The 21,839-nt window shown below is 43.1% G+C and carries 21 protein-coding genes; 3 read left to right on the top strand and 18 right to left on the bottom strand.

Annotation, left to right across the window (positions count from 1 at the left end):
- Positions 1-103: 103 nt before the first annotated feature.
- The 3 genes from RCH61_RS00715 to RCH61_RS00705 all read right to left on the bottom strand — a co-directional run bounded on the left by RCH61_RS00715 (position 104) and on the right by RCH61_RS00705 (position 3,513).
- Positions 104-1,024 carry a nucleotidyltransferase family protein gene (locus RCH61_RS00715; RefSeq protein ID WP_178006948.1) on the bottom strand — a complete coding sequence of 307 codons (921 nt, stop codon included), beginning with the start codon at positions 1,022-1,024 and terminating at the stop codon, positions 104-106.
- Between the two features lie 120 nt (positions 1,025-1,144).
- Entirely contained in the window at positions 1,145-1,837 is a 693-nt protein-coding gene (locus RCH61_RS00710) for a flavin reductase family protein (RefSeq protein ID WP_178006946.1), read from the bottom strand.
- A gap of 29 nt (positions 1,838-1,866) precedes the next feature.
- The gene (locus tag RCH61_RS00705; protein ID WP_178006944.1) at positions 1,867-3,513 is read right to left on the bottom strand and encodes a putative manganese-dependent inorganic diphosphatase; all 1,647 of its coding nucleotides are present in this window, start codon (positions 3,511-3,513) and stop codon (positions 1,867-1,869) included.
- A 245-nt stretch (positions 3,514-3,758) separates the two neighbouring features.
- Here RCH61_RS00705 and RCH61_RS00700 point away from each other — a divergent pair, with 245 nt between their 5' ends.
- Positions 3,759-4,478: a S1 RNA-binding domain-containing protein gene (locus RCH61_RS00700; RefSeq protein WP_178006942.1), complete on the top strand. Its 720-nt coding sequence runs from the start codon at positions 3,759-3,761 to the stop codon at positions 4,476-4,478.
- Positions 4,479-4,552: 74 nt separating this feature from the next.
- On the opposite strand, the gene RCH61_RS00695 is transcribed toward RCH61_RS00700, so the two are convergent.
- Complete coding sequence (locus RCH61_RS00695; protein WP_178006940.1) at positions 4,553-4,840, bottom strand: DUF2325 domain-containing protein; 288 nt, start codon at positions 4,838-4,840, stop codon at positions 4,553-4,555.
- A gap of 183 nt (positions 4,841-5,023) precedes the next feature.
- Positions 5,024-6,394, bottom strand: a complete 1,371-nt coding sequence (locus RCH61_RS00690) for an MATE family efflux transporter (RefSeq protein ID WP_306479574.1) — start codon at positions 6,392-6,394, stop codon at positions 5,024-5,026.
- 274 nt (positions 6,395-6,668) lie between these two features.
- Between RCH61_RS00690 and RCH61_RS00685 the strand changes: the two genes are divergently transcribed.
- Complete coding sequence (locus tag RCH61_RS00685; protein WP_178006938.1) at positions 6,669-7,208, top strand: DUF4854 domain-containing protein; 540 nt, start codon at positions 6,669-6,671, stop codon at positions 7,206-7,208.
- Between the two features lie 133 nt (positions 7,209-7,341).
- Here RCH61_RS00685 and RCH61_RS00680 read toward each other — a convergent pair whose 3' ends face one another.
- The 5 genes from RCH61_RS00680 to RCH61_RS00660 form a co-directional block, all read right to left on the bottom strand.
- On the bottom strand, positions 7,342-8,652 hold the full coding sequence (locus RCH61_RS00680) for an L-cysteine desulfidase family protein (RefSeq protein WP_178006936.1): 1,311 nt from the start codon (positions 8,650-8,652) through the stop codon (positions 7,342-7,344).
- A 184-nt stretch (positions 8,653-8,836) separates the two neighbouring features.
- Positions 8,837-9,016 carry a FeoB-associated Cys-rich membrane protein gene (locus RCH61_RS00675; protein ID WP_306479573.1) on the bottom strand — a complete coding sequence of 60 codons (180 nt, stop codon included), beginning with the start codon at positions 9,014-9,016 and terminating at the stop codon, positions 8,837-8,839.
- A 31-nt stretch (positions 9,017-9,047) separates the two neighbouring features.
- Positions 9,048-11,231 (bottom strand): ferrous iron transport protein B, encoded by a 2,184-nt coding sequence (feoB, locus tag RCH61_RS00670; protein WP_306479572.1) that lies wholly within the window; start codon positions 11,229-11,231, stop codon positions 9,048-9,050.
- Positions 11,232-11,247: 16 nt separating this feature from the next.
- Positions 11,248-11,478: a FeoA family protein gene (locus tag RCH61_RS00665; protein WP_178006203.1), complete on the bottom strand. Its 231-nt coding sequence runs from the start codon at positions 11,476-11,478 to the stop codon at positions 11,248-11,250.
- Positions 11,479-11,530: 52 nt separating this feature from the next.
- On the bottom strand, positions 11,531-11,740 hold the full coding sequence (locus RCH61_RS00660) for a FeoA family protein (protein ID WP_178006204.1): 210 nt from the start codon (positions 11,738-11,740) through the stop codon (positions 11,531-11,533).
- A gap of 367 nt (positions 11,741-12,107) precedes the next feature.
- Here RCH61_RS00660 and RCH61_RS00655 point away from each other — a divergent pair, with 367 nt between their 5' ends.
- On the top strand, positions 12,108-12,467 hold the full coding sequence (locus tag RCH61_RS00655; protein WP_178006382.1) for a metal-dependent transcriptional regulator: 360 nt from the start codon (positions 12,108-12,110) through the stop codon (positions 12,465-12,467).
- 6 nt (positions 12,468-12,473) lie between these two features.
- Here RCH61_RS00655 and RCH61_RS00650 read toward each other — a convergent pair whose 3' ends face one another.
- The 8 genes from RCH61_RS00650 to RCH61_RS00615 form a co-directional block, all read right to left on the bottom strand.
- Positions 12,474-13,427 (bottom strand): L-lactate dehydrogenase, encoded by a 954-nt coding sequence (locus RCH61_RS00650; RefSeq protein WP_178006383.1) that lies wholly within the window; start codon positions 13,425-13,427, stop codon positions 12,474-12,476.
- Positions 13,428-13,685: 258 nt separating this feature from the next.
- On the bottom strand, positions 13,686-15,215 hold the full coding sequence (locus tag RCH61_RS00645) for a sodium:solute symporter family protein (RefSeq protein ID WP_306479571.1): 1,530 nt from the start codon (positions 15,213-15,215) through the stop codon (positions 13,686-13,688).
- Between the two features lie 141 nt (positions 15,216-15,356).
- Positions 15,357-15,836, bottom strand: coding sequence for a methylglyoxal synthase (locus RCH61_RS00640; protein WP_178006385.1), 480 nt, complete (start codon positions 15,834-15,836; stop codon positions 15,357-15,359).
- A 39-nt stretch (positions 15,837-15,875) separates the two neighbouring features.
- Positions 15,876-17,450, bottom strand: coding sequence for a putative ABC exporter domain-containing protein (locus RCH61_RS00635; RefSeq protein WP_178006386.1), 1,575 nt, complete (start codon positions 17,448-17,450; stop codon positions 15,876-15,878).
- Positions 17,447-18,145 (bottom strand): ABC transporter ATP-binding protein, encoded by a 699-nt coding sequence (locus RCH61_RS00630; RefSeq protein WP_178006387.1) that lies wholly within the window; start codon positions 18,143-18,145, stop codon positions 17,447-17,449. The genes RCH61_RS00635 and RCH61_RS00630 overlap by 4 nt, the downstream gene beginning before the upstream one ends.
- A gap of 38 nt (positions 18,146-18,183) precedes the next feature.
- A complete protein-coding gene (locus tag RCH61_RS00625; protein WP_178006388.1) occupies positions 18,184-19,044 on the bottom strand; it encodes an NAD(P)-dependent oxidoreductase in 861 nt (286 codons plus the stop codon).
- Positions 19,045-19,117: 73 nt separating this feature from the next.
- A complete protein-coding gene (locus tag RCH61_RS00620) occupies positions 19,118-19,783 on the bottom strand; it encodes an acyltransferase (protein WP_306479570.1) in 666 nt (221 codons plus the stop codon).
- A 23-nt stretch (positions 19,784-19,806) separates the two neighbouring features.
- Entirely contained in the window at positions 19,807-21,819 is a 2,013-nt protein-coding gene (locus tag RCH61_RS00615; RefSeq protein WP_178006474.1) for a DNA topoisomerase, read from the bottom strand.
- Positions 21,820-21,839 lie beyond the last annotated feature (20 nt).

Here is a 21,839-nt window from a genome sequence, read left to right as displayed (position 1 = left end):
TTACTTTTTACATGCACATCTTACCACGCACGACATAAAATATCTTTATATTTTTCAATCATCTTATAGTAAAAATGTTGCATACCTTTCTTCTTTCTCCGAATTAATCCCACAAATTCTGCGGATACAATCCTGAATCTTTTAATGACTGCATCGCCTCTACGACAATCGGTTTGTCCTCTTTATATGTAACACCGTACCATTTGTCTTCTGACTCAAGTACTTTTACCGCCGCTCTGTTTTCTGCCAAAAGTCCGCTCACTACTGCCGGAAGGAAATACTCGCATTTTAACGGATTCTCTTTCATACCTTTCTCTAAGAACGCCGGAAATCCTTCTTTGATCTCATCGAGAATGCTTCTTGTAAATCCCCACATATTCATAGATACAAGCGTGTCCGCGTCAATCGGATTCCATGTCTGACCGTCATCTTCTGAGTACTCAATTCCGCCGTTCCTCTTCTCGATGCGTGTTCTTTCTGTCACACTTACAAGTTCCTTCGCCTCGTTTAATCCGCAGACCCCTCTCGCCACATGTCCGTTATCTGTCACTGTATTTTTCAGGCGGTATGCAACCATTGTATACCGATATTTCTCATCATCCTCATGCGTTGTCAGATAATCGTAAATTGTCTGAAATGCGTGACGTCCATAGTAATCATCTGCATTGATCACTGCAAAAGGTCCGTCGATCTCATCGATCGCGCTCAATACTGCATGAGCTGTTCCCCATGGTTTCACGCGATCTTCCGGGATCTCAAATCCGTCCGGAATATTCGCAAGTTCCTGATATACATAAGCTACATCCATTACTTTCTCGATCCGTTTTCCGACTGCTTCCTTGAAATCCGCTTCATTTTCTTTCTTAATGATAAAAACAACTTTTTCAAATCCGGCGCGTTTCGCATCATAGATTGAAAAGTCCATAATAATATGTCCTTCTTTGTCAATCGGATCGATCTGCTTCAATCCGCCATATCTGCTGCCCATTCCTGCCGCCATAATCACTAATACCGGTTTTTTCATTTTCAAATCACCTCATACTAAAATCTTGATTTTTCATTCTGAAATAAGAATACCACATTCCTTGAAAAACGTCCACCTGACGTTATTCAGTACACTTTTTTCTCTGTTCGGTTCTGCTTTTTATTCGATACGCTTTTTCTTTCTTCCGTTCTGTTTTTTATTCGGTACATTTTTTCTTTCTTTGGTTCCCGCTTTATTCGATACGTCTTTTCCCTTTATTCGGTCTGCTTTTTTCTTTGTCTGTCCAGCTTTTTTTCTCACACTGTATCCAAATTGTCCAAGCTTTTCTCCGAGAGATAAATATTCTCCATGAGAATAAGCGATCAGACCTGTATGATTCAGATCAAACTTCCCGTTTGCATCCATATAAGCCTCGTCCGTCTGAACCGCCGTCACTTCCGCCAAAAACATATGATGACTTCCAAGTTCTTCGATCCGTTTCACTTTACATTCAATATTAACCGGACTTTCCTCTATAATCGGAGCAAAAGCAAGAGAGGAAGCTTTTCCTTCCGTAAGATGACATTCCTTCCACTTATTCACCTTTTCTCCTGAACGGACTCCGCAATAATCTGTGGCTTTCGTCAGTTTTTCTGTTGTCAGATTGATCACAAACTCTCCGCTGTCTTTTATCATATGATAAGAATACCGCTCCGGGCGGACAGAAATATATACCATTGCCGGATTCGTACAGACCGTTCCGGTCCATGCGACTGTCAATATATTGCTGTTTCCTTCCCTGTCTGCAGTACTGACCATCACTGCCGGAAGAGGGTACAGCATATTTCCCGGTTTCCACACTTGTTTGGACATCTCATTTTCCTCCTTTGCCTGTCTGCCGATTACTGCTGCAAAGCGCCGACAAGGGTCGGAACAAGCTGTTTCTTTCTTGACACAACTCCGCGCAGCATAATCTCATCTGTATCTTCGGGAAGATCATATGCGTTCAATATCTTCTCCTTGGCTTCCGGTCCGACGCACAGAAGTTCTGATGACTCTGCTAAAATATTTGTCAGCATAAAAAAGATCATATTCAAGCCGCTGTCTGCACGGGCTTTCTCAAGATAAGGTTCTACAATTTTCTTAATCTCTTCCAGTTCATCCGAACTCATTGAATTCACCTGACCTACTCCAAACACCGTATCATTAACTGTAAATTGTTTGAAATCAAGGAAACAGATCTCATGCGCGCTCTTTCCTTTCAGATTGCTTCCTGCGCGGAACATCTCCTGCGCCAAGATCTCTATCTCAACGCCTGCAATCTGCGCCAGTTTTCTCGCCGTGCTCTCGTCAAGAGGCGTACAAGTCGGCGAACGGAACATCAAAGTATCGGAAATGATCGCAGAGCAAAGAAGCGCCGCGTTTGTAGAATCAATTTCAACACCATTTTCCTCATACATCTGACTGACGATCGTTGCCGTACATCCTACCGGCTGATTTCTGAAAAAGACCGGTCCCATCGTCTGGATACTGCTTAGTCTGTGGTGGTCAATAATTTCGAGTACCTCAGCCTCTTCCACACCATCGACAGCCTGATTTTTTTCGTTATGATCGACAAGGATGACCTGCTTCTTTCTTACGTTCAGCAAACGCCGTCTTGAGATCAATCCCAACAGTTTTCCATGCGCATCAACGATCGGAAAATCTCTGAACCGTTTGCGCGCCATTACTTCTTTTACATCATCTACATAATCTTTCATTTTAAATGTCACAAGATTCGTCCGCGTCATAAAATATTTGACCGGAATACTTTGATTAATATGCTGCGCCGCAGTAAAAGTATCATGAGGAGTTCTGATGATCACGATCTGCTTCTCTTTTGCCTGTCGGATAATCTCATCCGATATCGCGGCATTCTGGCAGACAACCATACAGCTTGCTTCCATATCTACCGCGCACTGCTGAGCGTCCTTTCTGTCTCCCATGATCACAAGATCGTCCCTGCTTATAAAATCCGACATAAGGATCCTGCTTGACGCCGCAATGGCAACTTTTCCATTCAGAAGATAACTGTGCTCATTTCCGGTAATCACTTCTCCGTCCACAGCGCGGGCAATATTCCGATACTGTGTCCTTGCCTTTGATAAGATCATACTGTCATAAACATCCATATATGTTTTGGCAATATCACCGATCGTAATGATTCCTTCCAGTTTCCCTTCCCTTACGACCGGAAGCGTATGAATATTCAGTTCCCGCATCGTTTCCCATGCCGTTCGGATCGAAGCGCTGCTTTTCAGCCCTTCCACTTCTTTTAACTCAACATCCTTGATCTGTTCTCTCAGATCAGACAGCAGCTTCGGCGTTTTTACCGCGAATTTTTCCAAAACATACTGCGTCTCTTCATTCAGTTGTCCCGCCCTGCGCGGTTCGTAAATATGTCCTGTCAATTTTGTTTTCAGCGCGGCGTACGCGATCGCGGAACAGATCGAATCTGTATCCGGATTCTTATGACCGACAACATATATTTTCTCTTTCTGTCTGCTCATATATTTTCAATCCCACTTTCTTCTTTTCATAAAACAGAATCGTTTTTCTCACTCAGATCAACTCACTTCTGTCTATAACTGAATTATTATACACACAAATCTTACGCTTTCGCAAGAGTAAAAAAGCTGCATCGTCTTTTCCATTCTCTTATATTCTTTTACTTCTCTATTCCCAAAATGTTGTTTTTTATTCCGCATCTGTGGTATACTCTTTCTATATAAAAAAGAAACAGAGGTGCTGCACAATGAGCGAAGAAATGAAAGAAACAATGCAGACAGACAATGACTGCACAACAGAGGAAGCTGCTGCTTCCGCAACAGAAACGATGGCTGACTACGAAGATCATTTCGATGATGCCAATCCGTGGAATCTCGTCACAAAATATATGGAAGAAAAAACCGTCCTTCCGGTAAAGGTAGAAGGCGTTGTAAACGGCGGTGTAATTGTTATGATCGAAGGACTGCGCGGATTCGTTCCCGCTTCCAAACTTTCTCTTTCCTACATCGAAGATCTGGAAACGTATCTTCTGAAAGACATTGAAGTACAGGTGATCGACGTGGATCAGGCAAATAACCGTCTCGTCCTTTCCGCAAGAGAAATTCTCAAAGCGAAAGAAAAGAAAGCCAGGGAAGACCAGATTGCCAGCCTGAAAGTCGGAACAGTTTTAGAAGGAACGGTTGAGACTCTGCAAAACTACGGCGCGTTTATTAAACTCGACAACGGTCTGTCCGGTCTTGTTCATGTTTCACAGATTTCACAGAAACGTGTGAAAACACCTTCTGATGTTTTAAATGCCGGAGATAAAGTTACTGTAAAAGTGATCGGAATCAAAGATGGAAAGATCAGTCTGAGCATGAAGGCTCTTGAGGAAGTCAAAGAAGAACCTGCAGAAAAGGTTGTAATCCCCAAAAGTGAAAATATCGGAACAAATCTCGGCGATCTTTTCAAAAATATCAAATTATAAAACGGATCTCCCTTTCTTAACACAGACAGGCGGCAAAGAAGCTCTCACGAGTTTCCTGCCGCCTGTACTGTTCATCACATCTGCACACATGCATTTCCCAATATTTCTTCCAAAGCATTTTTACTGCTCGTATGACATCTGACGATCTCTGCATTACATCTGCCTGCCTCTTCTACCGCGCAGCGAACCATTTTATGTGATACCGTATTCGTAAAAAGAACAATCAGATCCGGACTGCCGATCTGCTTACTCATACCCGCCGACATCTGAGTAAACACTTTCGCCTTACATTTAAACTGCTTACATATCTTCTTGTACTGACATACCATCCGGTCATGTCCGCCTATAATCACAACACTCATCGTAAACCTCCCTGAAACATTCTGTCTGTTTTTCACATAAGATCTCTGCTCAAAGAAACAGTCCGGTCTGTCAGTCCCCGCTTCTTCGATAGTTAGTTTTAACTAACTCTTTTTACATATCATACATGAAACCGGTCAGTATTTCAAGTGTTTTTGATAATTTTTCTCATTTTAAACTGCTGATCAAACTGTTGTGACTTCTCTTTTTTCCCATTTTCGCATCGTATACAAGTAATATGGTACGAGAGGGATGAGCGCTGCGATCCAGGCTGCCGGATCTGCAAGACATACCCCCTGAAAAGTAGTTCTTCCTGCAACTACCATAACAATCGCACTTCTCGCCGCAAGTTCAAAAACACCGCCTAACATAGGCACAAGACCATACCCCATTCCTTGCAGCGTATTGCGGTATAAAAATATACTTCCCAAAAACGGATAACACCAAAATACAGTGCGAAAATATAATACTGATACATTGACAACGTCTGTCTCAGAGGGACTGATAAACAACCATGTCATATATTTTCCTCCAAAATAAACCGCCGCCATCGCGATCACACTCCAGACTAAAATCATAATCTGCGTACATCTCACACCGGACTTCACTCTGTCCATCCTGCCGGCCCCACGGTTTTGTCCGACATAAGTTGCAACAGTCGCACCAAACGCAACAAATACTGTCATAATCATATTCTGAAGTTTTCCCGCCGCCGAAAAACCTGCCATATAAGTTTCTCCATATACATTTACAGCCCCCTGTACGATGATCGTTCCGATCGCCGTGATCGAAAACTGCAGTCCCATCGGGATGCCGAGCGCAAGAAGATGTCCGAAACTTTGAAGAGAAATCTTCCAATCGTTTTTTGTCAAATGAAGAATCGGGAATTTCTTCACAATATAAACGAAACATAACAACGCCGAGATTGCCTGCGCAATGACCGTGGCATATGCACATCCCTCAACTCCCATGCCAAACACAACAATAAACACAATATCCAAAGCTACATTGATCACTGCGGATATGATCAGAAAATAAAGCGGTGATTTTGAATCGCCAAGAGCCCGCAAAAAAGCCGCCAGCGAATTATATGCCGCAGTCACGATCAATCCGGCATAAATAATCCCCATATAATGCTTCACATCAGGCATAATATCTGCCGAATAATTCATCATCTGCAGAATCGGTTCATTCGCAAACAATAATCCCGCAGTCATAAGTACAGCGCACCCACTTGCCAAATACACCGACATCGCTACATAATGACGCATCCGGTCATACTGCTTTGCGCCAAACCACTGCGAAACAAGAATCGCGAATCCACTGCTCAATCCGTTAAGCCATCCAGTCACAAAAAACATCAATGAACCGGTACTTCCAATCGCCGCCAATGCCGTCACACCGATAAACTGCCCTGCTATGATCGAATCCGCAATATTATAAAACTGCTGAAATACATTGCCCAAAAACACTGGAATCATAAACTGAAGAATCAGTTTTGCAGGCTTTCCTGATGTCATATCATTTATGGTACTTTTTGCTTTTTCTACTCCCATCGTATGCCCCTCCCATTTCATACGTTTGACTTCTGATAATAATCCAACACTCTATTATACACTGAATTTTACCATTGTAAAGTATTAAATCAATGATGTTTATGTACAAAATTACTATACTAAAATTGGTACATATGTCAGATATGCCGCTTCTCTTTCTTATGGTATAATATGTTCAGTGTACATAGGGAAGCACAATCGAAAAGTATCATTTTCCCTATGCACTGAGCGTACGGTTATAAAAAATATAAATATGACCCAGGAGGAAAAAGTTATGAAAAATTTAATCCGTAAAATCTCACTCATTATGTGCGTAGTTATGCTCACATTGGCAGTAAGCGCATGTGGAAAATCTAACGATGACACAAAGAAAGAAGATACGAAAACAGAAGACACAGCAAAAGACACGACAAAAGATGATGCTGATGATACTGATGATGCTGATGCAGACGACGAAGACAACAGCACTATTACAGGCAAATTTAAAACACTCGAAGATTTTGTAAACTCCGATATCATGCAGCAGCAGCTTGAAGAACAGCTCTCATCCCTTGAAGGAAGCGGAATCGCACTGGCTCTTACAGCAGAAGACAACAAACTGATCTATAACTTCACGATTGAGGACGCAGATCTCGCAGCAGCTCTCGCAGCAGATCCGTCTACTTTACAGTCCTCTCTCCAGTCTCAGGCTTCTACATTTGAAGCTGTTGCATCTTCTCTGAAAGCTGCAGTAGAAGTAGACAATCCGGTTGTCGTTGTTCGTTACCTTGACAATGCAGGAACAGAGATCGTATCTCAGGAATTTGCAGGTTAAAACAAAAAACTGATTACACACAAATACCGTACAAACAAGACAGCGCAAAAGCCAAAATCTTTTGCGCTGTCTTCCTTTCTGCCTGAAAAACATTGCTCCATTCGAACTGTAATCAGTCTTCTTTTAACAGACTCTATTTATCGATATCTTCCAGTTTCGTCTTCCCGATCATGAGATTCAAAATCTCCACATCCGTCTGTTTCATTCCCGCACGGCCCACATATCCAACTGCCTTAATCGTATCTTCAGGGCAGTCCATGACAAGACCTTCGCCTTTTGCAAATGTCAGTCCTCTCATTGCCATCTTATGACTTAACACCGCAGCCTGAAGCGCCGTAGATATTTTGGCAGCACAGCTTGGTTTTGCACCGTCACAGACAATACCGCCTGCATCTGCGATCGTATTGACAACAGTATTTTCTATCTGTTCCAATGTTCCGCCGCATAAATATGTAATTCCTGCCCCTGCTCCTGCTGCGGCGCATACCGCCCCACAGTAAGCAGACAAAGAACCGATGTACTTTTTCTGATTCAAAGCTACAAGATTCGATACACATAATGCCCGATAGATTTCCTCTTTGGATTTCTCAAGCTCTTTCCCAAACTCGATCACCGGAAGAGAACAAGTCATCCCCTGATTCCCGGAACCCGAATTGATGATCACCGGAAGGGCACAGCCGCTCATTCTTGCATCCGATCCTGCTGCCGCTTTCGCCACCGCGCGCCACTTCACATCGTTTCCGAACTCTTCGAGCACAACCCTTCCGACCTGCGCACCCCACGGATTTTTCAATCCTTCTTCTGCAATCTTTGTATTATATTTCACCTGACGTTCAAGAACTTTCTCCACATCTGCGATCTGAACTTCATCTGCAAACGCAATAATATCTTCCAGATTTAAAAGACTCTTATCCGGCGTCTGCTCCTTCTCCTGACTGAGGTGTTCTTTTTCTTTATGAAAAATGACCTTCCCGTCTTTTTCAATATGCGTAATATTCGTATGCTCTTCTTCAATTATGACAACCGCTTCCTGCCGCAATGTCTTTTCACATATCGCATGTGCTTCGATATATAAATTTGCCACACCGTCTTTTAATACGCAATCACAAAATCCACTCTCTAAAAGATTCTTTGCTTTTCCGATCTCTTTGTCCGAAACATGTTCTAAGACTTCAAGCGCCTGAGACGGATCTCCGCCTGTTATTCCGAGTACCGCAGCCGCTTCTACTCCCTTCATTCCACCGGAGTTGGGCACTGTTACCCCTTTTACATTTTTAATAATATTGCCGCTGCACCTTATCGTAAGATGAGTCGGCATTGCCCCCAACACTTCTTTTGCCTTTGCCGCAGCATAAGCAAGTGCAATCGGCTCCGTACAGCCGAGCGCCGGAACAAGCTCATCTTCTAAAATTCTCACATAATCAGCATATATTTTCCGATCCATAAAAAACCTCCTGATTTCTCGATCTTCTGATGGATTATATCTGCAAGTTACAGCCATTTCAATGTTGCACCATCTTTATCGATTATACTATCAGGAGGTTTTTATAGCAATCTCTTTCTTTTACATGTCTTCTTTATACATGTCTTTCTTCACAATCTCACACTGTTTATTTCCATACGATGCCCTAGTGAGTTTCCTTTTTTGCCTTTCCCACATTTGTCGTACATCCCGCACATGATCCGCAGCTTCCGCCGCATCCCGCACAGCCTGATGATTTTCCTTCTTTTGCATTTTTGCGCGCACGATAAATAAGGAAAATACAATATGCTGCGATCAAAAATAAGATTAAAATATCTGCCGCCATAGCATCGCCTTCTTTCTAAATAAAATTTTCTCTACGCAGTCTGAACTGATCGTTTCGAATATTCTTTTCTGTTTTTATACGGATCCGGTCTGAACAACAAGATCAAAAGGACTGCCGCCGCTGCAATACCGACAGCTGTTCCGACCGTAAATGCTCCGCCGAGCACAAAAGTACCAATCTGGTATACGCTTAGAGATACGATATATGCAAATATATTTTGGAATAAGATCGCAAACCAAAACCATTTTCTTGACTGCAGCTGCTGCGCCATCGTTGCGATCGCCGCCAGGCATGGAGAATCCAAAAGGTTAAACAGCAAGAACGAAAATGCTGCCATTGCCGATGGGAACCATGCTGACACTCCGCCTGCCACATTTACCGCATCTTCCACATCACCGGATACATTTGCAAGCACTCCCATCGTAGATACGATCGCTTCTTTTGCCGTAAATCCCGAAAGAGCCGCCGCAACCGGCTGCCACTCTCCAAACCCAAGAGGACGAAAGATCACCGCAAGCGCTCCGCCGATCATTGCCAACAGACTGTCCGCACTGTCTTGTACAAGTCCGAATCTTCCGTCTGTGAATCCGAATCCGCCTAAGAACCACATGATTACACAGGCAAGAAAAAGGATCGTACCGGCTTTTATAATAAATCCTTTCAGTCTCTCCCATACATGGAGAAGAACGGTCTTCGCCTGCGGGATATGATACTGCGGCAGTTCCATTACAAAAGGAGCCGGTTTTCCTGAAAAAGGTTTTGTCTTCTTTAATATTATAGCAGATACAAGCACCGCTGCAATCCCTATAAAATACATCAGCGGCGCGATGAAAGAACTTTCTGTATATCCTGTCGCTTCTCCGGCGATCACCCCGCCCATAAGCGCAATAACCGGAAGTTTCGCTCCGCATGGAATAAATGTAGCGGTCATAATCGTAAGCCGTCTGTCATTGTCCTGCTCAATCGTTCTTGACGCCATAATTCCGGGTATTCCACAACCCGAAGAAATAAGAAGCGGAATAAAGCTCTTTCCTGATAATCCGAAATGGCGGAACAATCGATCCATAACAAAGGCAATCCGAACCATGTACCCACAGTCTTCAAGCAAAGACAGGAAGAGGAACAACACCGCCATTTGCGGAACGAATCCCAGAACTGCGCCCAAGCCGCCGATGATCCCGTCGACAACAAGTCCTGTCACAAGATTTCCCGCTCCGATGTTTCCTAAAAACGTGCCGGCTATATTTTGAATTTCAACAACAAATACGTCATTCGTCCAATCCGTCATCCATGTACCGACTGTTGTCACCGAAACATAATATACCGCCCACATCACTAATATAAATATCGGAAGCCCTAATATACGGTTTGTTACAATACGGTCAATTTTGTCCGAAGTTGTCAGTTTCTCTCTTCCTTTTCTAACCGTCTGCGAAACAATTTTCTGAATATACCGATACCGTTCATCAGTGACAATACTTTCCATGTCATCGTCCCGTTTTTCTTCCATTGCCTCGCGCAGTTTTGACACAACTGACAGAGACTTTTCCGGCAAGTTTAAAGAGCCGGCTGCTTTACTGTCATTTTCGAGAAGCTTTACCGCATACCAGCGTTTCTTGCTCTGTTCAATTCCTGCCGGAAGAAGAGCCGTCGTCTGCTGTATCATATCTTCCAGTTCTTCGGAAAAAATTCCATCAGGAAGGTTTTCTTTCTTCTGTTTCGCCGTTTGAACAGCCTCATCAATCAGTTCTTTCAATCCCGACTTTTTCAAAGCTGACGTTTCGATTACCGGGCAGCCGAGAAGTTCGGATAACTGTTTCTTATTGATCTTTATCCCCCGTTTTTCAAGCAGATCAGCCATATTCAGCGCGATTACAACCGGAACTCCTGTCTCAGTCAGCTGTGTCGTCAAATACAAATTACGCTCAATATTCGTCGCATCTACAAGATTGATGATCACATCTGGATCTTCCTTTAAAATATAATCCCGGCTTACAACCTCCTCAAGTGTATACGGAGAAAGGGAATAAACTCCCGGCAGATCCGTTACCGTGATCTGGGTCCCTTTTGACTTTTTGCTTTTTACTTTTCCTTCTTTTTTCTCCACCGTGACTCCCGGCCAGTTTCCGACATACTGATTTGCACCTGTAAGTGCATTAAACATCGTTGTTTTTCCACAGTTTGGATTTCCGGCTAGTGCAGCTCTGACTTCCATTTCCCTCAACCTCCTGCTATATTGACTCTACTAAGACGCACTTCGCATCTTCTTTTCTTACAGACAACTCATATCCGCGAACGGTAATCTCCACCGGATCACCAAGAGGCGCCACTTTTCGGATATAGATCTGACTTCCCTTCGTGATCCCCATATCCATGATCCGCCGCTTATACGCCCCGTCTCCCTCAATTTTTATGACAGCTACCGTACTTCCTACTTTCGCGTTCCCTAATGTCTTTCCCATCTCATTCTCCTTTCCCGGTTACAGTTTTCTATCTGAACTGCCGCCTTTCCCGCTAGATCATAATGTGCCTTGCCATCTCCGCGTTTACGGCAATTCTGGAATTTTTAATATTTACAATCACATTTCCACTCATCTCAGACAAAACAGTCACTTCCGTTCCTGACACAAACCCAAGATTACCGAGAAAACGTCTTGTTTCCTCATTCCCACTCACCCGGGTGATCACAAGCGCCTCACCTATATTCGCCATTGTAAGCGGCATAAAAAACACCTTCCTTCTCTGTCTAAAAGTTATCGTATTTTGAAATTGATAATCCTTTTCATTTACATTTAGTTAGTTTACTCTAACTACGGTGGATTGTCAAGCATTTTTTCAATTTTTCAACCTTCTCCAGCTTACTTCCGCTCTTTTCCTCCTCTCCATCTCACTTCCGCCGCATTTCCCACAGCAAAAAAAGAGAGACCCGCAGACTGCTGCGCTGCCTCCCGAATAAAAATGCGTCTGCGGGCATCTCTTTTTTGCGTCCCGTTGATGAACTCTATCATATGTGATATACTTTCATATATACCATACTTTTTTATATACAAATAAACGTACTTAACTGAAAAATTATTTGAGGTAAAATGATATGATGATCAATGAATCTGCTGAAAACTATTTAGAAACAATTCTTATATTAAGCGGACAACTTCCTGTTGTCCGCTCTGTAGACATTGCAACAGAACTGAACTTCAAAAAATCAAGCGTCAGCGTTGCAATGAAGAAATTACGTGAAAGCAGTCATATTACTGTTTCACCTGAAGGCTATATTTCCCTCACTCCGTCAGGGAAAGAAATTGCGGAGCGCATATACGAACGGCATACGCTCCTTAGTTCCTGGTTAGAACGTCTCGGCGTTGATCCGAAAACCGCTGCAGATGACGCCTGCCGTATTGAGCATGTCATCAGTACAGAAAGCTTTGACGCGATCAAAAAACACATTAAATAACAACTTCTATTCTTCTTCCATTTTGATCTGAGCAAGAACTGCGTTTAATTCCTCCGCGGATTTACGCAGTTTTTCCATCTCTTCCTCACTGAAATCAATTTCCAGTACCTGCTCTGCACCTCCTCTTCCGACAATCGTCGGAATGCTTAAGCACAACCCTTCAAATCCATATTTTCCGTCAAGAGCTACTGAAATCGGGGCAACGGTATGACTGTTTCGTACGATTGCCTCTACAATCTTTTCTGTCGCCATTCCGATTCCATAATAGGTTGCCCCTTTTCGTTCGATGATCTCATAAGCGCTGTCACGGACTCCTTTATAAATCTCATCTACATCCTGATCAAAATGTTCATATCCCCGCATTTTTGCAAAGTCTTTTAATTTGATCCCGTAAATATTTGCGCAGCTCCATGCGGCAAGCTCACTGTCTCCGTGCTCTCCTACAATAAATGCATGCACATTTCTGCTGTCTACATCCAGTTTCTCGCTGATAATATATTTCAATCTCGCCGTATCAAGCACCGTACCGGAACCAATCACTCTTTCCTTCGGGAAACCTGACTCTCTAAGAGCTACTTCTGTCAAAATATCCACCGGATTTGATACAACAAGCAAAATGCCTTCACAGTTTACCCTCTTGATCTCCTTTATGATCGAACGCATGATCGCCGCATTTTTCTGTACAAGATCCAGTCTCGTCTCGCCCGGTTTCTGATTTGCCCCTGCGGTGATGATCACAACGGACGCATCCGCGATATCTTCATATTCTCCTGCATAAATATCCATTGCATGGGCAAAGGGAAGTCCATGACTGATATCCATCGCCTCTCCTTCCGCTTTTGCTTTGTTCGCATCAAGGAGAACCATTTCTGAAAACAATCCCTTCTGCATTAATGTATATGCAATCGTCGAACCTACAAACCCACATCCGATCACTGCCGCCTTCTGTATATTTACCATATCTTAATACCTCCTGTTTTTCCCTAACTTTCGTCTGTCTGCACTCCCTTGTTCTATTCCCGGGACTTCTGCAAATCTCATTTTCGTTTTAATCCCTAGTGTTTTGCTAGGGATTAATTACACCTTCATTATATAGTAGTTCCCCGAAAAATCAATCCCCTGTCAGGTATTTTTTTCCATACAATATTAAGATTTTTTCTTAGAGTATTATCAAATATATCTTCGGCGGCATAATCCAATGCTTTTTCAAAGACCTTTTTAGTCTTCCAGCGAATGCTTCTTTGTAATCGTTACTTTTTCGTCATAACAAGTAAATATCTGTTCTATCTCGGCTTTTTTCAATTTCGGAGTGATCAAACTTACAAGAGGAACGATCACAAGTCCTGCTATCATTGCCATTGCACCTGCATTAATCGGAGATTTTATAAAACCGACAAACATATTTGTCACAGTTAAACCTACGCCTGACAAAAATCCTGCCCATACGCCCGCTTTGGTGACACCTTTCCAATATAATCCATATAAAAACGGCGCAAGGAATGCTCCTGCAAGAGCCCCCCACGAAATTCCCATAAGCTGCGCGATAAACGTCGTCGGATCAAGAGCGATCACAACAGAAACAACAATAAAAAATACAATTAAAATCTGCATTGTCACAATCTGTTTTTTCTCACTCATCTTTTTCATCACATTATCCTTCAACAGATCCAGCGTCAATGTGGAACTGGATGTCAACACGAGAGACGAAAGAGTTGACATGGAAGCCGAGAGCACAAGGACAACGACAATTCCGATCAGCAGATCCGGAAGTGTAGAAAGCATATGCGGTATAATACTGTCGTAAACAACCGCCCCTCCTGCATCATCATAAATTGCAGGGCTGTCGAATAAGCGTCCGAAACCGCCAAGGAAATAACATCCTCCTGAAATAACGATTGCAAAAATCGTCGAGATCACCGTTCCTGTATTAATCGATTTCTCATCTTTAATCGCATAAAATTTTCCAATCATCTGCGGGAGTCCCCAAGTTCCTAATGAGGTAAGAATAACAACTCCGAGAAGATTCAGCGGATCAGGTCCGAAGAACGAAGTAAACGCTCCCGGCTGCCCCTGAGTCAAAGGAATATCGCTTGGAATCTTCGCCATTTCCGATATTGCATTCATAAATCCGCCCTGACCGTTAAGTACCGCTGCAATAACGGCTGCAATTCCGATAAGCATAATAATTCCCTGAATAAAATCATTGATTGCGGTCGCCATATACCCGCCCAATATAACATAAAGCGCCGTAAAGGCAGCCATCGTTATTACGCACCATGTATACGGAATATTGAATGCCATCGCAAACAACCGCGATAACCCGTTATAAACAGATGCTGTATACGGGATCAAAAATACAAACACAATGACAGATGCCACAATCTTAAGTGATTTGCTCTTGTATCGTTCTCCGAAAAAATCCGGCATCGTTCTTGACCCAAGATGCTGCGTCATAACTTTTGTTCTTCTTCCGAGTACAACCCATGCCAGCAGACTTCCGATCAATGCATTACCGATTCCGATCCATGTACTTGCAATTCCATATTTCCATCCGAACTGTCCGGCATAACCTACAAACACAACCGCCGAAAAATAGGACGTTCCATATGCAAACGCCGTCAGCCACGGACCTACCGATCTTCCGCCAAGCACAAAACCGTCTACACTTGTAACATGTCTCCTTGAATAAATCCCCACTGCAACCATCACTGCAAAGAAAATAATAAGCAGTATAATTTTAATTTCCATCTCTTCTCCCTTCCTCCGGCACATCTTCCTTTTATTTACTTTAAAGCGTTACGCTTTAAAGTGTTAAAGTACCTTTGTTTAGAATAACACGGGTCTATGACCCGTGTCAACTATTAACGATTACTTCATTTATCACTTTATTTATTGCTTCATCATTTCAACCCGATTTTGAACCTTCTTATCAAAATTTTCGATCTGTCTGCTGTATGGCTCGTTCATATATTTTGAATGAAGCATAAAATCTGCGGTTGCAAGATTATTTGCAATCGGAATATCATATACGACAGCAATACGAAGCAGCGCTTTTACATCCGGATCATGCGGCTGTGCTTCCAGCGGATCCCACAAAAAGATCATAAAATCAATCTGACCTTCTACGATCTTCGCCCCGATCTGCTGATCCCCTCCAAGAGGACCACTGCAGTACCCTTTCACAGGAAGTCCTGTCTTCTCTGCAATAAGACGGGACGTTGTTCCTGTTCCGCACAAAAAGTGCCCCTTCAAAATGTCTTTATTCTTCTCGCACCAGTCTACGAGATCTTTTTTCTTGCCGTCATGCGCCACAAGTGCAATATGTTTCACTTTTTCGATTTCCATTGTCACAAACTTATCGTCAAACATTCCATTTCCTCCATTTTGAGCAAAACCTTTCTTTGCGCTCTACACAAACTGCTCCATCGTATCAAATCTAAGCAAAGCGACCGCTCCCATCGAAACTGTAACCATCAAACCATATACCAGTATAATCGGAAAAATCAAAGCCTTGTTGATGAGTACTGCAGCTAATACCCCGACTCCGACTCCGATGCCTAAAAGCGCCATCTGAATAAACATTCGAAGCAGGCTTTGTCCCGTTTTCCCGAACACTTCCCCGAGGATACTCTGTACGATCACCATAGTATATAAGCGATCTGCCTGTAAAACAGTATAGATCAGAATACAGTAGATGATCTCTGCCACCGATACACGCCAAAAAATCCCGATTGGAATACAGATAATACATCCGTCTGCAAATGCTTTCACATGTTCCATAAGAGTTGCATACCACATTTTTTTCAGCGGACTGTCAGGAATAAGAAAAATATACGGATTTTTCAATTCACTCTCCCACTTTCCTGTATAACCGCTCATAATAAGCGCTACATACGCGACAACTCCCATCAGAGCAATTCCAGCCCTGCTGTCTGATACCGATTTCTTTAAGACATAGGCAAAAATAAATGCAACTGCCGCCGAAAGAACCGTCATTTTCGTAAAAATAAAATACTTTTCTTTCTTATATTCCAAAAACTGTCTGTAAAAGATCGCCTTCGCGCCTTTTGCCGTAATCGTGCTGTCTACACGCCGGAATTTTCTTTTTTTTCCTCCGGCATTGGTTACCAATTCTCCGCTTTTCTGTCTTTTTTTTAGTTCCGCATAATCATCTGCGAATTTTGCCGCCTCTTCATAATATCCGCCGTCACATTTCATTCTGAATGCCGCCGCAACGATAAACAGAGTAAACATCGCATAAATTGCAGTGCAGATTACATTCAGCGTTGTCGGACCGAGCAAAATCAGCCGGGATACTGCGATCTGCCATCCGACTACCGGAATCATCTGAAGAACCGGCCAGTCGATAAACGAAAGGGCGCTTTCTGCCGACAAGCCTTTTTCCTTGAAATAAAGTACGATCAGCAAAGTAAAGGCGATCAAAAATACTTTCATCCCAAGGCAGATTCCTTTTATCAGTTTTTGCGGAAGTCTGTCATTCGTATATAAGATGATCATAACAGAGAGTTCTACCGCGCATTCTACACCGCATCCTATCAGAAAGAAAAGAAGCATCTTCCACCATTCCACATGAAAGACCGTCAATCCTCCGATTGCCAGCACGATCCATATGAGAAATGACATCACATAATTCAGCCATGCTCCATGTATTAAAACAAGTTTGGGACTGACAGGAGCAGGAAAGACAAACTGAGAATGAGCCGGTCGGAACAAGATTCCTTTTCGCGAAGCATAAGCCATAAAATTCCCGACTGTAATATAGATCGTCCACACCGTCACTAGAATAACAAGTCCCTGCACCGAATCGATCCGAACAGAAACTGCCAATGTTCCAAGCACCGCGATGAGAAAAATCCCATAAGCAATCCCAAAGATCAAAGCAAGAAGCGTCGCTGGTTTTTTCAATGCCCTTTTCAGGTTATTTACCACAGTCCTTTGTGTCAGATAGATCAGCGCTTTCATGATTTTTCACCGCCTGTCATCTCAAAGAACAATTCGTCAAGATCTTTCCCCTGCGCATCTGTTTTCGTGTAAGAACCGACAACATGTCCTTTCTCCATAACAAACATGACATCCCACAGATTTTCCACCATTTCCAGCATATGCGTACTAATAAGAACCGTCGCACCTTGATCACGCATCTGCGCCGTTACATCTTTGAGTTTTTTAATAGCAGCCGGGTCAAGCCCGACCATCGGTTCATCCAGCAGAATCACTTCAGGCTTCACTGCAAGAGCGCAGCAGATACTCACTTTCTGCATCATTCCTTTTGACAATTCATTGCCAAGCTTCTCCTGCTTGTCGTCCATCTCAAAAGCCTTCAGGATCTCTTCAACTTCTTCATCCGTGATATCACTGTTATACGCCATCCTCACATATTCGATATGCTCTCTTACGGTCAGTGCATCAAACATATTCGGAATTTCCGGTACATAAGCGAACTTTTTCTTCGCATCAATCTGCCGCGCCGGAATCCCTTTAATATTGATCGTTCCTTTGTATCGCAGCAGTCCTGCAATACTCTTTATAATTGTCGATTTCCCGGATCCGTTTGGTCCAAGAAGAACTCCGATCTGTCCATTCGGAACTGTAAATGACACCTGATCCACAGCCAATGTTTTTCCATAATATTTTGTCAAGTCTTTAATTTCCAGCATATTTCCCCCTATAAAACCTAAAACCGTCTGATGGAATTTTATTCATAGTACTTAATGAGAGCCTGTGTTCCAAGATCTCCGTAACCTTCTGCTTCCAGCTCCTCATAATTTGCAAGAACCTGACTTAAAACTTCAAGATTCAAACCGCTTCGGTTAGCCTCGATCAACGCCAGTTTCATATCTTTAATAAAGTGTTTCATAAAAAATCCCGGCGCATAATCTCCTTCAATGATCTTCGGTCCAAACAGATCAAACTGTCTGCTTCCTGCCGCTCCTGTCGCCACAGACTTTGCAAACACATTCAGATTAAGTCCTTTTTCCTTTGCGTATGCCAACGCCTCACAAACGCCGGAAAGCGCTCCCGCGATCATAATCTGATTTGCCAGTTTACAGTGCTGACCGCAGCCTGCTTCCCCTTCATAATTTATATTTGTTCCCATCGCCTCAAACAATTCCCGACATTTCTCATAATCTTCTTTCTCGCCTCCGACAAGGATCGAGAGCGTTCCTTCTCTGGCGCCTGCGTCGCCTCCGGTAACCGGCGCATCCAGTACATGAAATCCGCGCTTCATTCCTTCTGCATACAGTTTTTCTGCGATCTGCGGACTCGTCGTCGTCATATCGATCAAATAAGCGCCTCTTTCCGCGCTGTCCAATATATTCCCACTGTCAAAATAAACTTCTTCTACATCCTGCGGAAATCCTACGATTGTAATAACAGCCTCACACCCTTTGACACAGTCGGCGATGGACTCGAAAAATACAGCTCCTTCTCCGATGACGTCCTCAACTTTTGATTTTGTACGGGCATAAATATGGAGTTCATACCCAGCTTTCATCAGGTTTCTGACCATAGATTTCCCCATGATCCCAACACCGATAAATCCGATCTTTTTCATTTTTCTTCCTTTCCCCTGTATTGCGCCGTCTTTCTTTTTCCTTTCTTCCGCCCGGCTTCACATCCTTTTTTGATTAATATTTTTCTGCAATCTCACCTTGCTTTTTATAGATACTGTTTGCCGGAACAAATCCTCTTACAGAAGACAACGGATAAATATTGCTGTGACTTCCTATGACTGTACCCGGATTCAGAACACTTCCACATCCGACTTCTACTTCATCGCCGAGCATTGCCCCGAATTTTTTCATTCCTGTCTCAATATTTCCTTCAGGAGTTTTCACAACAACAAGCTTTTTATCCGACTTTACATTCGATGTGATCGATCCTGCGCCCATATGTGATTTATAACCAAGAACAGAATCGCCTACATAATTATAATGAGGAACCTGTACTTTATTAAAGAGTACGACATTCTTAAGTTCTGTAGAATTGCCGACAACTGCGCCTTCTCCTACGATCGCGTTTCCGCGGATAAATGCGCAGTGACGCACTTCCGCCTCTTTTCCGATGATCGCCGGCCCGTTAATAAATGCGGTAGGCGCCACCTTAGCAGATTTTGCGATCCAAACATTATCCCCTCTTTTTTCGTATTCATCACTGCTTAACGTATTTCCGAGTTCTACGATAAATGAACTGATCTTCGGAAGTACTTCCCACGGGTATGTTACTCCGTCAAAGAGATCTTTTGCGATTGTTTCATCTAATGTATAAAGTTCCTTTACTGTCAATGCTTTCATGTGTCTTTCTCCTTTTCTGCCGTTTATCGGCTCTTTTTATAAAAACCTGCCGCTTTATCATAACAGATTTTTAACTGATATTGATTATTGAGTCCTTTTACTCCTACTGTCCTGTTCGTTATAAAACGATCCAGCTTCACCATATATTCATCCGGAGTAATACTTCCCTCCGCCACATAAGTAAGTCCCTTTTCCCAGCTTGCGGTAAGTTCCGGATTCAAAAGGGATTTAATAGAATGATCCACTACGTCAAATACCATCTCTCCCTGCAATGTCGGTGTAATGATCTGCGTCTTTTTATTCAGGGCAAGATATTTGATATGGATCAGTTTTTTTAAAATTTCCGCGCGGGTTGCGCTTGTTCCGATTCCACTTCCTTTGATCTGAGCACGAAGATCTTCATCCTCAATCAGTTGCCCCGCATTCTCCATCGCAAGGATAATGGAACCTGAATTGTACCGTTTCGGAGGCGAAGTCTCCCCCTCTTTTATGTCCAGCGCGCTTACCGGAAGAATACTCCCTTTTTTCAACTTTTTAATCGCCTCAAACAGCGCAGTGTCAAGATCCTGTTCTTCCGTCTGCTCCTCGTTTTTCTCTTTGTTCCCGTTGCGTTTCCCCTGCGGAACTCCCGCTACTTTCAAATAACCTTCCTCTGCCAGCACTTTGAAATTCGAGAAAAATCTTTCTCCGCGAATCTGTGAGATAATCGCAACTTTCTGATATACCGCAGGCGGATAGAAGATGCTCAAAAACCTTTTTACAATCAGATCATACACTTCATGTGCCGTTGACGCAAGTGCCTGCAGCGCTCCCAATCCTTGTCCCGTCGGAATGATCGCATAGTGATCCGTAATCTGCTTGTCATTTACATATCTTGTCTTTGCCAGATTTTTGTGACTTCCAAAAGAGAGAATATCCTGCAGATACGGCTGTGCCGCAGGATATTTCGAAAGTCCGTTCAAGTTTCGGCTAATCTCTTTTGCCACTGCTGTTGACAGAACCCTTGCATCTGTTCGCGGATATGTAACCAGTTTCTTTTCATATAATTCCTGTACGATCCGAAGCGTTTCATCAGGACTGATCTTAAACCGTTTTGAACAATCATTCTGAAGTTCCGCCAAATTATAGAGGAGAGGCGGATTTTTCTTTTCTTTTTTCTTCTCCACAGACTCGATCGTACACTGCAGCGGCTCTTCCTCTGACAGATATGCGATCAATTCTTTTGCTTTCTCCTCTGTCTTAAATCCATTTTCCTTATACAGATCAAATGATTCAAAATATCTTGAGCCTTTCACTGCCCGCCATTCTCCCTCGAAGCTGTGCCCAAACCCGTCAATAATACTGATCACACGGTAAAACGGAGTCTTTACGAACTCTCGAATTTCTCTTTCACGTCGCACAACCATTCCTAATACACAAGTCATCACCCGTCCTACCGACACGACAGAGTGTTTCGTATTTAAATAATTCGAAATACTGTTTCCATATTTCAATGTAAGCAGCCGCGAAAAATTAATTCCCATCAAATAATCTTCTTTCGCACGAAGATAGGCAGAGGCGCCCAGATTATCATACTCTGACAGATCTTTTGCTTCCCTGATTCCCCGAAGGATCTCTTCTTCTGTCTGAGAATCAATCCATACGCGAAGTCTTCTTTTGCCCGAAACATGAGCTTCCTGCTCTACAAGCCGGTATATATACTCTCCTTCTCTTCCCGAGTCGGTGCATACATAGATCGTATCGATATCCTCTCTGTTTAAAAGAGAACTGACAATCCGAAACTGCTTCGCCGCTGACGGAATGACTTCGTATTTAAATTCATCCGGAATAAACGGGAGTGTCTGAAGAGTCCATTTTTTCAAAGCCGGATCATATGCCTCCGGATAACTCATTGTAACCAAATGTCCGTAGCACCATGTGATCACCGCCTCCTCGGATTCCAAATATCCATCCGCTCTTCTTGCCTTTACTTTTAATGCCTTTGCGAACTCCTGAGCCACACTTGGTTTCTCCGCAATATAGATTGATTTCGCCATATACTGTATTCTGTGTTCCT

The sequence above is a fragment of the Mediterraneibacter sp. genome (assembly GCF_030825015.1).
In the GTDB taxonomy this organism is placed as follows: Bacteria; Bacillota; Clostridia; order Lachnospirales; family Lachnospiraceae; genus Mediterraneibacter.
The sequence above is the reverse complement of the archived record's forward strand: the minus strand, read 5'-3'. Positions and strand labels throughout refer to the sequence as shown.

What these genes read in the sequence shown, in the direction of transcription:
- RCH61_RS00715 (WP_178006948.1), bottom strand. Translation starts at nt 1,024, where the DNA reads ATGAAAAAACCGGTATTAGTGATTATGGCGGCAGGAATGGGCAGCAGA.
- RCH61_RS00710 (WP_178006946.1), bottom strand. Translation starts at nt 1,837, where the DNA reads ATGTCCAAACAAGTGTGGAAACCGGGAAATATGCTGTACCCTCTTCCG.
- RCH61_RS00705 (WP_178006944.1), bottom strand. Translation starts at nt 3,513, where the DNA reads ATGAGCAGACAGAAAGAGAAAATATATGTTGTCGGTCATAAGAATCCG.
- RCH61_RS00700 (WP_178006942.1), top strand. Translation starts at nt 3,759, where the DNA reads ATGAGCGAAGAAATGAAAGAAACAATGCAGACAGACAATGACTGCACA.
- RCH61_RS00695 (WP_178006940.1), bottom strand. Translation starts at nt 4,840, where the DNA reads ATGAGTGTTGTGATTATAGGCGGACATGACCGGATGGTATGTCAGTAC.
- RCH61_RS00690 (WP_306479574.1), bottom strand. Translation starts at nt 6,394, where the DNA reads ATGGGAGTAGAAAAAGCAAAAAGTACCATAAATGATATGACATCAGGA.
- RCH61_RS00685 (WP_178006938.1), top strand. Translation starts at nt 6,669, where the DNA reads ATGAAAAATTTAATCCGTAAAATCTCACTCATTATGTGCGTAGTTATG.
- RCH61_RS00680 (WP_178006936.1), bottom strand. Translation starts at nt 8,652, where the DNA reads ATGGATCGGAAAATATATGCTGATTATGTGAGAATTTTAGAAGATGAG.
- RCH61_RS00675 (WP_306479573.1), bottom strand. Translation starts at nt 9,016, where the DNA reads ATGGCGGCAGATATTTTAATCTTATTTTTGATCGCAGCATATTGTATT.
- feoB (WP_306479572.1), bottom strand. Translation starts at nt 11,231, where the DNA reads ATGGAAGTCAGAGCTGCACTAGCCGGAAATCCAAACTGTGGAAAAACA.
- RCH61_RS00665 (WP_178006203.1), bottom strand. Translation starts at nt 11,478, where the DNA reads ATGGGAAAGACATTAGGGAACGCGAAAGTAGGAAGTACGGTAGCTGTC.
- RCH61_RS00660 (WP_178006204.1), bottom strand. Translation starts at nt 11,740, where the DNA reads ATGCCGCTTACAATGGCGAATATAGGTGAGGCGCTTGTGATCACCCGG.
- RCH61_RS00655 (WP_178006382.1), top strand. Translation starts at nt 12,108, where the DNA reads ATGATGATCAATGAATCTGCTGAAAACTATTTAGAAACAATTCTTATA.
- RCH61_RS00650 (WP_178006383.1), bottom strand. Translation starts at nt 13,427, where the DNA reads ATGGTAAATATACAGAAGGCGGCAGTGATCGGATGTGGGTTTGTAGGT.
- RCH61_RS00645 (WP_306479571.1), bottom strand. Translation starts at nt 15,215, where the DNA reads ATGGAAATTAAAATTATACTGCTTATTATTTTCTTTGCAGTGATGGTT.
- RCH61_RS00640 (WP_178006385.1), bottom strand. Translation starts at nt 15,836, where the DNA reads ATGTTTGACGATAAGTTTGTGACAATGGAAATCGAAAAAGTGAAACAT.
- RCH61_RS00635 (WP_178006386.1), bottom strand. Translation starts at nt 17,450, where the DNA reads ATGAAAGCGCTGATCTATCTGACACAAAGGACTGTGGTAAATAACCTG.
- RCH61_RS00630 (WP_178006387.1), bottom strand. Translation starts at nt 18,145, where the DNA reads ATGCTGGAAATTAAAGACTTGACAAAATATTATGGAAAAACATTGGCT.
- RCH61_RS00625 (WP_178006388.1), bottom strand. Translation starts at nt 19,044, where the DNA reads ATGAAAAAGATCGGATTTATCGGTGTTGGGATCATGGGGAAATCTATG.
- RCH61_RS00620 (WP_306479570.1), bottom strand. Translation starts at nt 19,783, where the DNA reads ATGAAAGCATTGACAGTAAAGGAACTTTATACATTAGATGAAACAATC.
- RCH61_RS00615 (WP_178006474.1), bottom strand. Translation starts at nt 21,819, where the DNA reads ATGGCGAAATCAATCTATATTGCGGAGAAACCAAGTGTGGCTCAGGAG.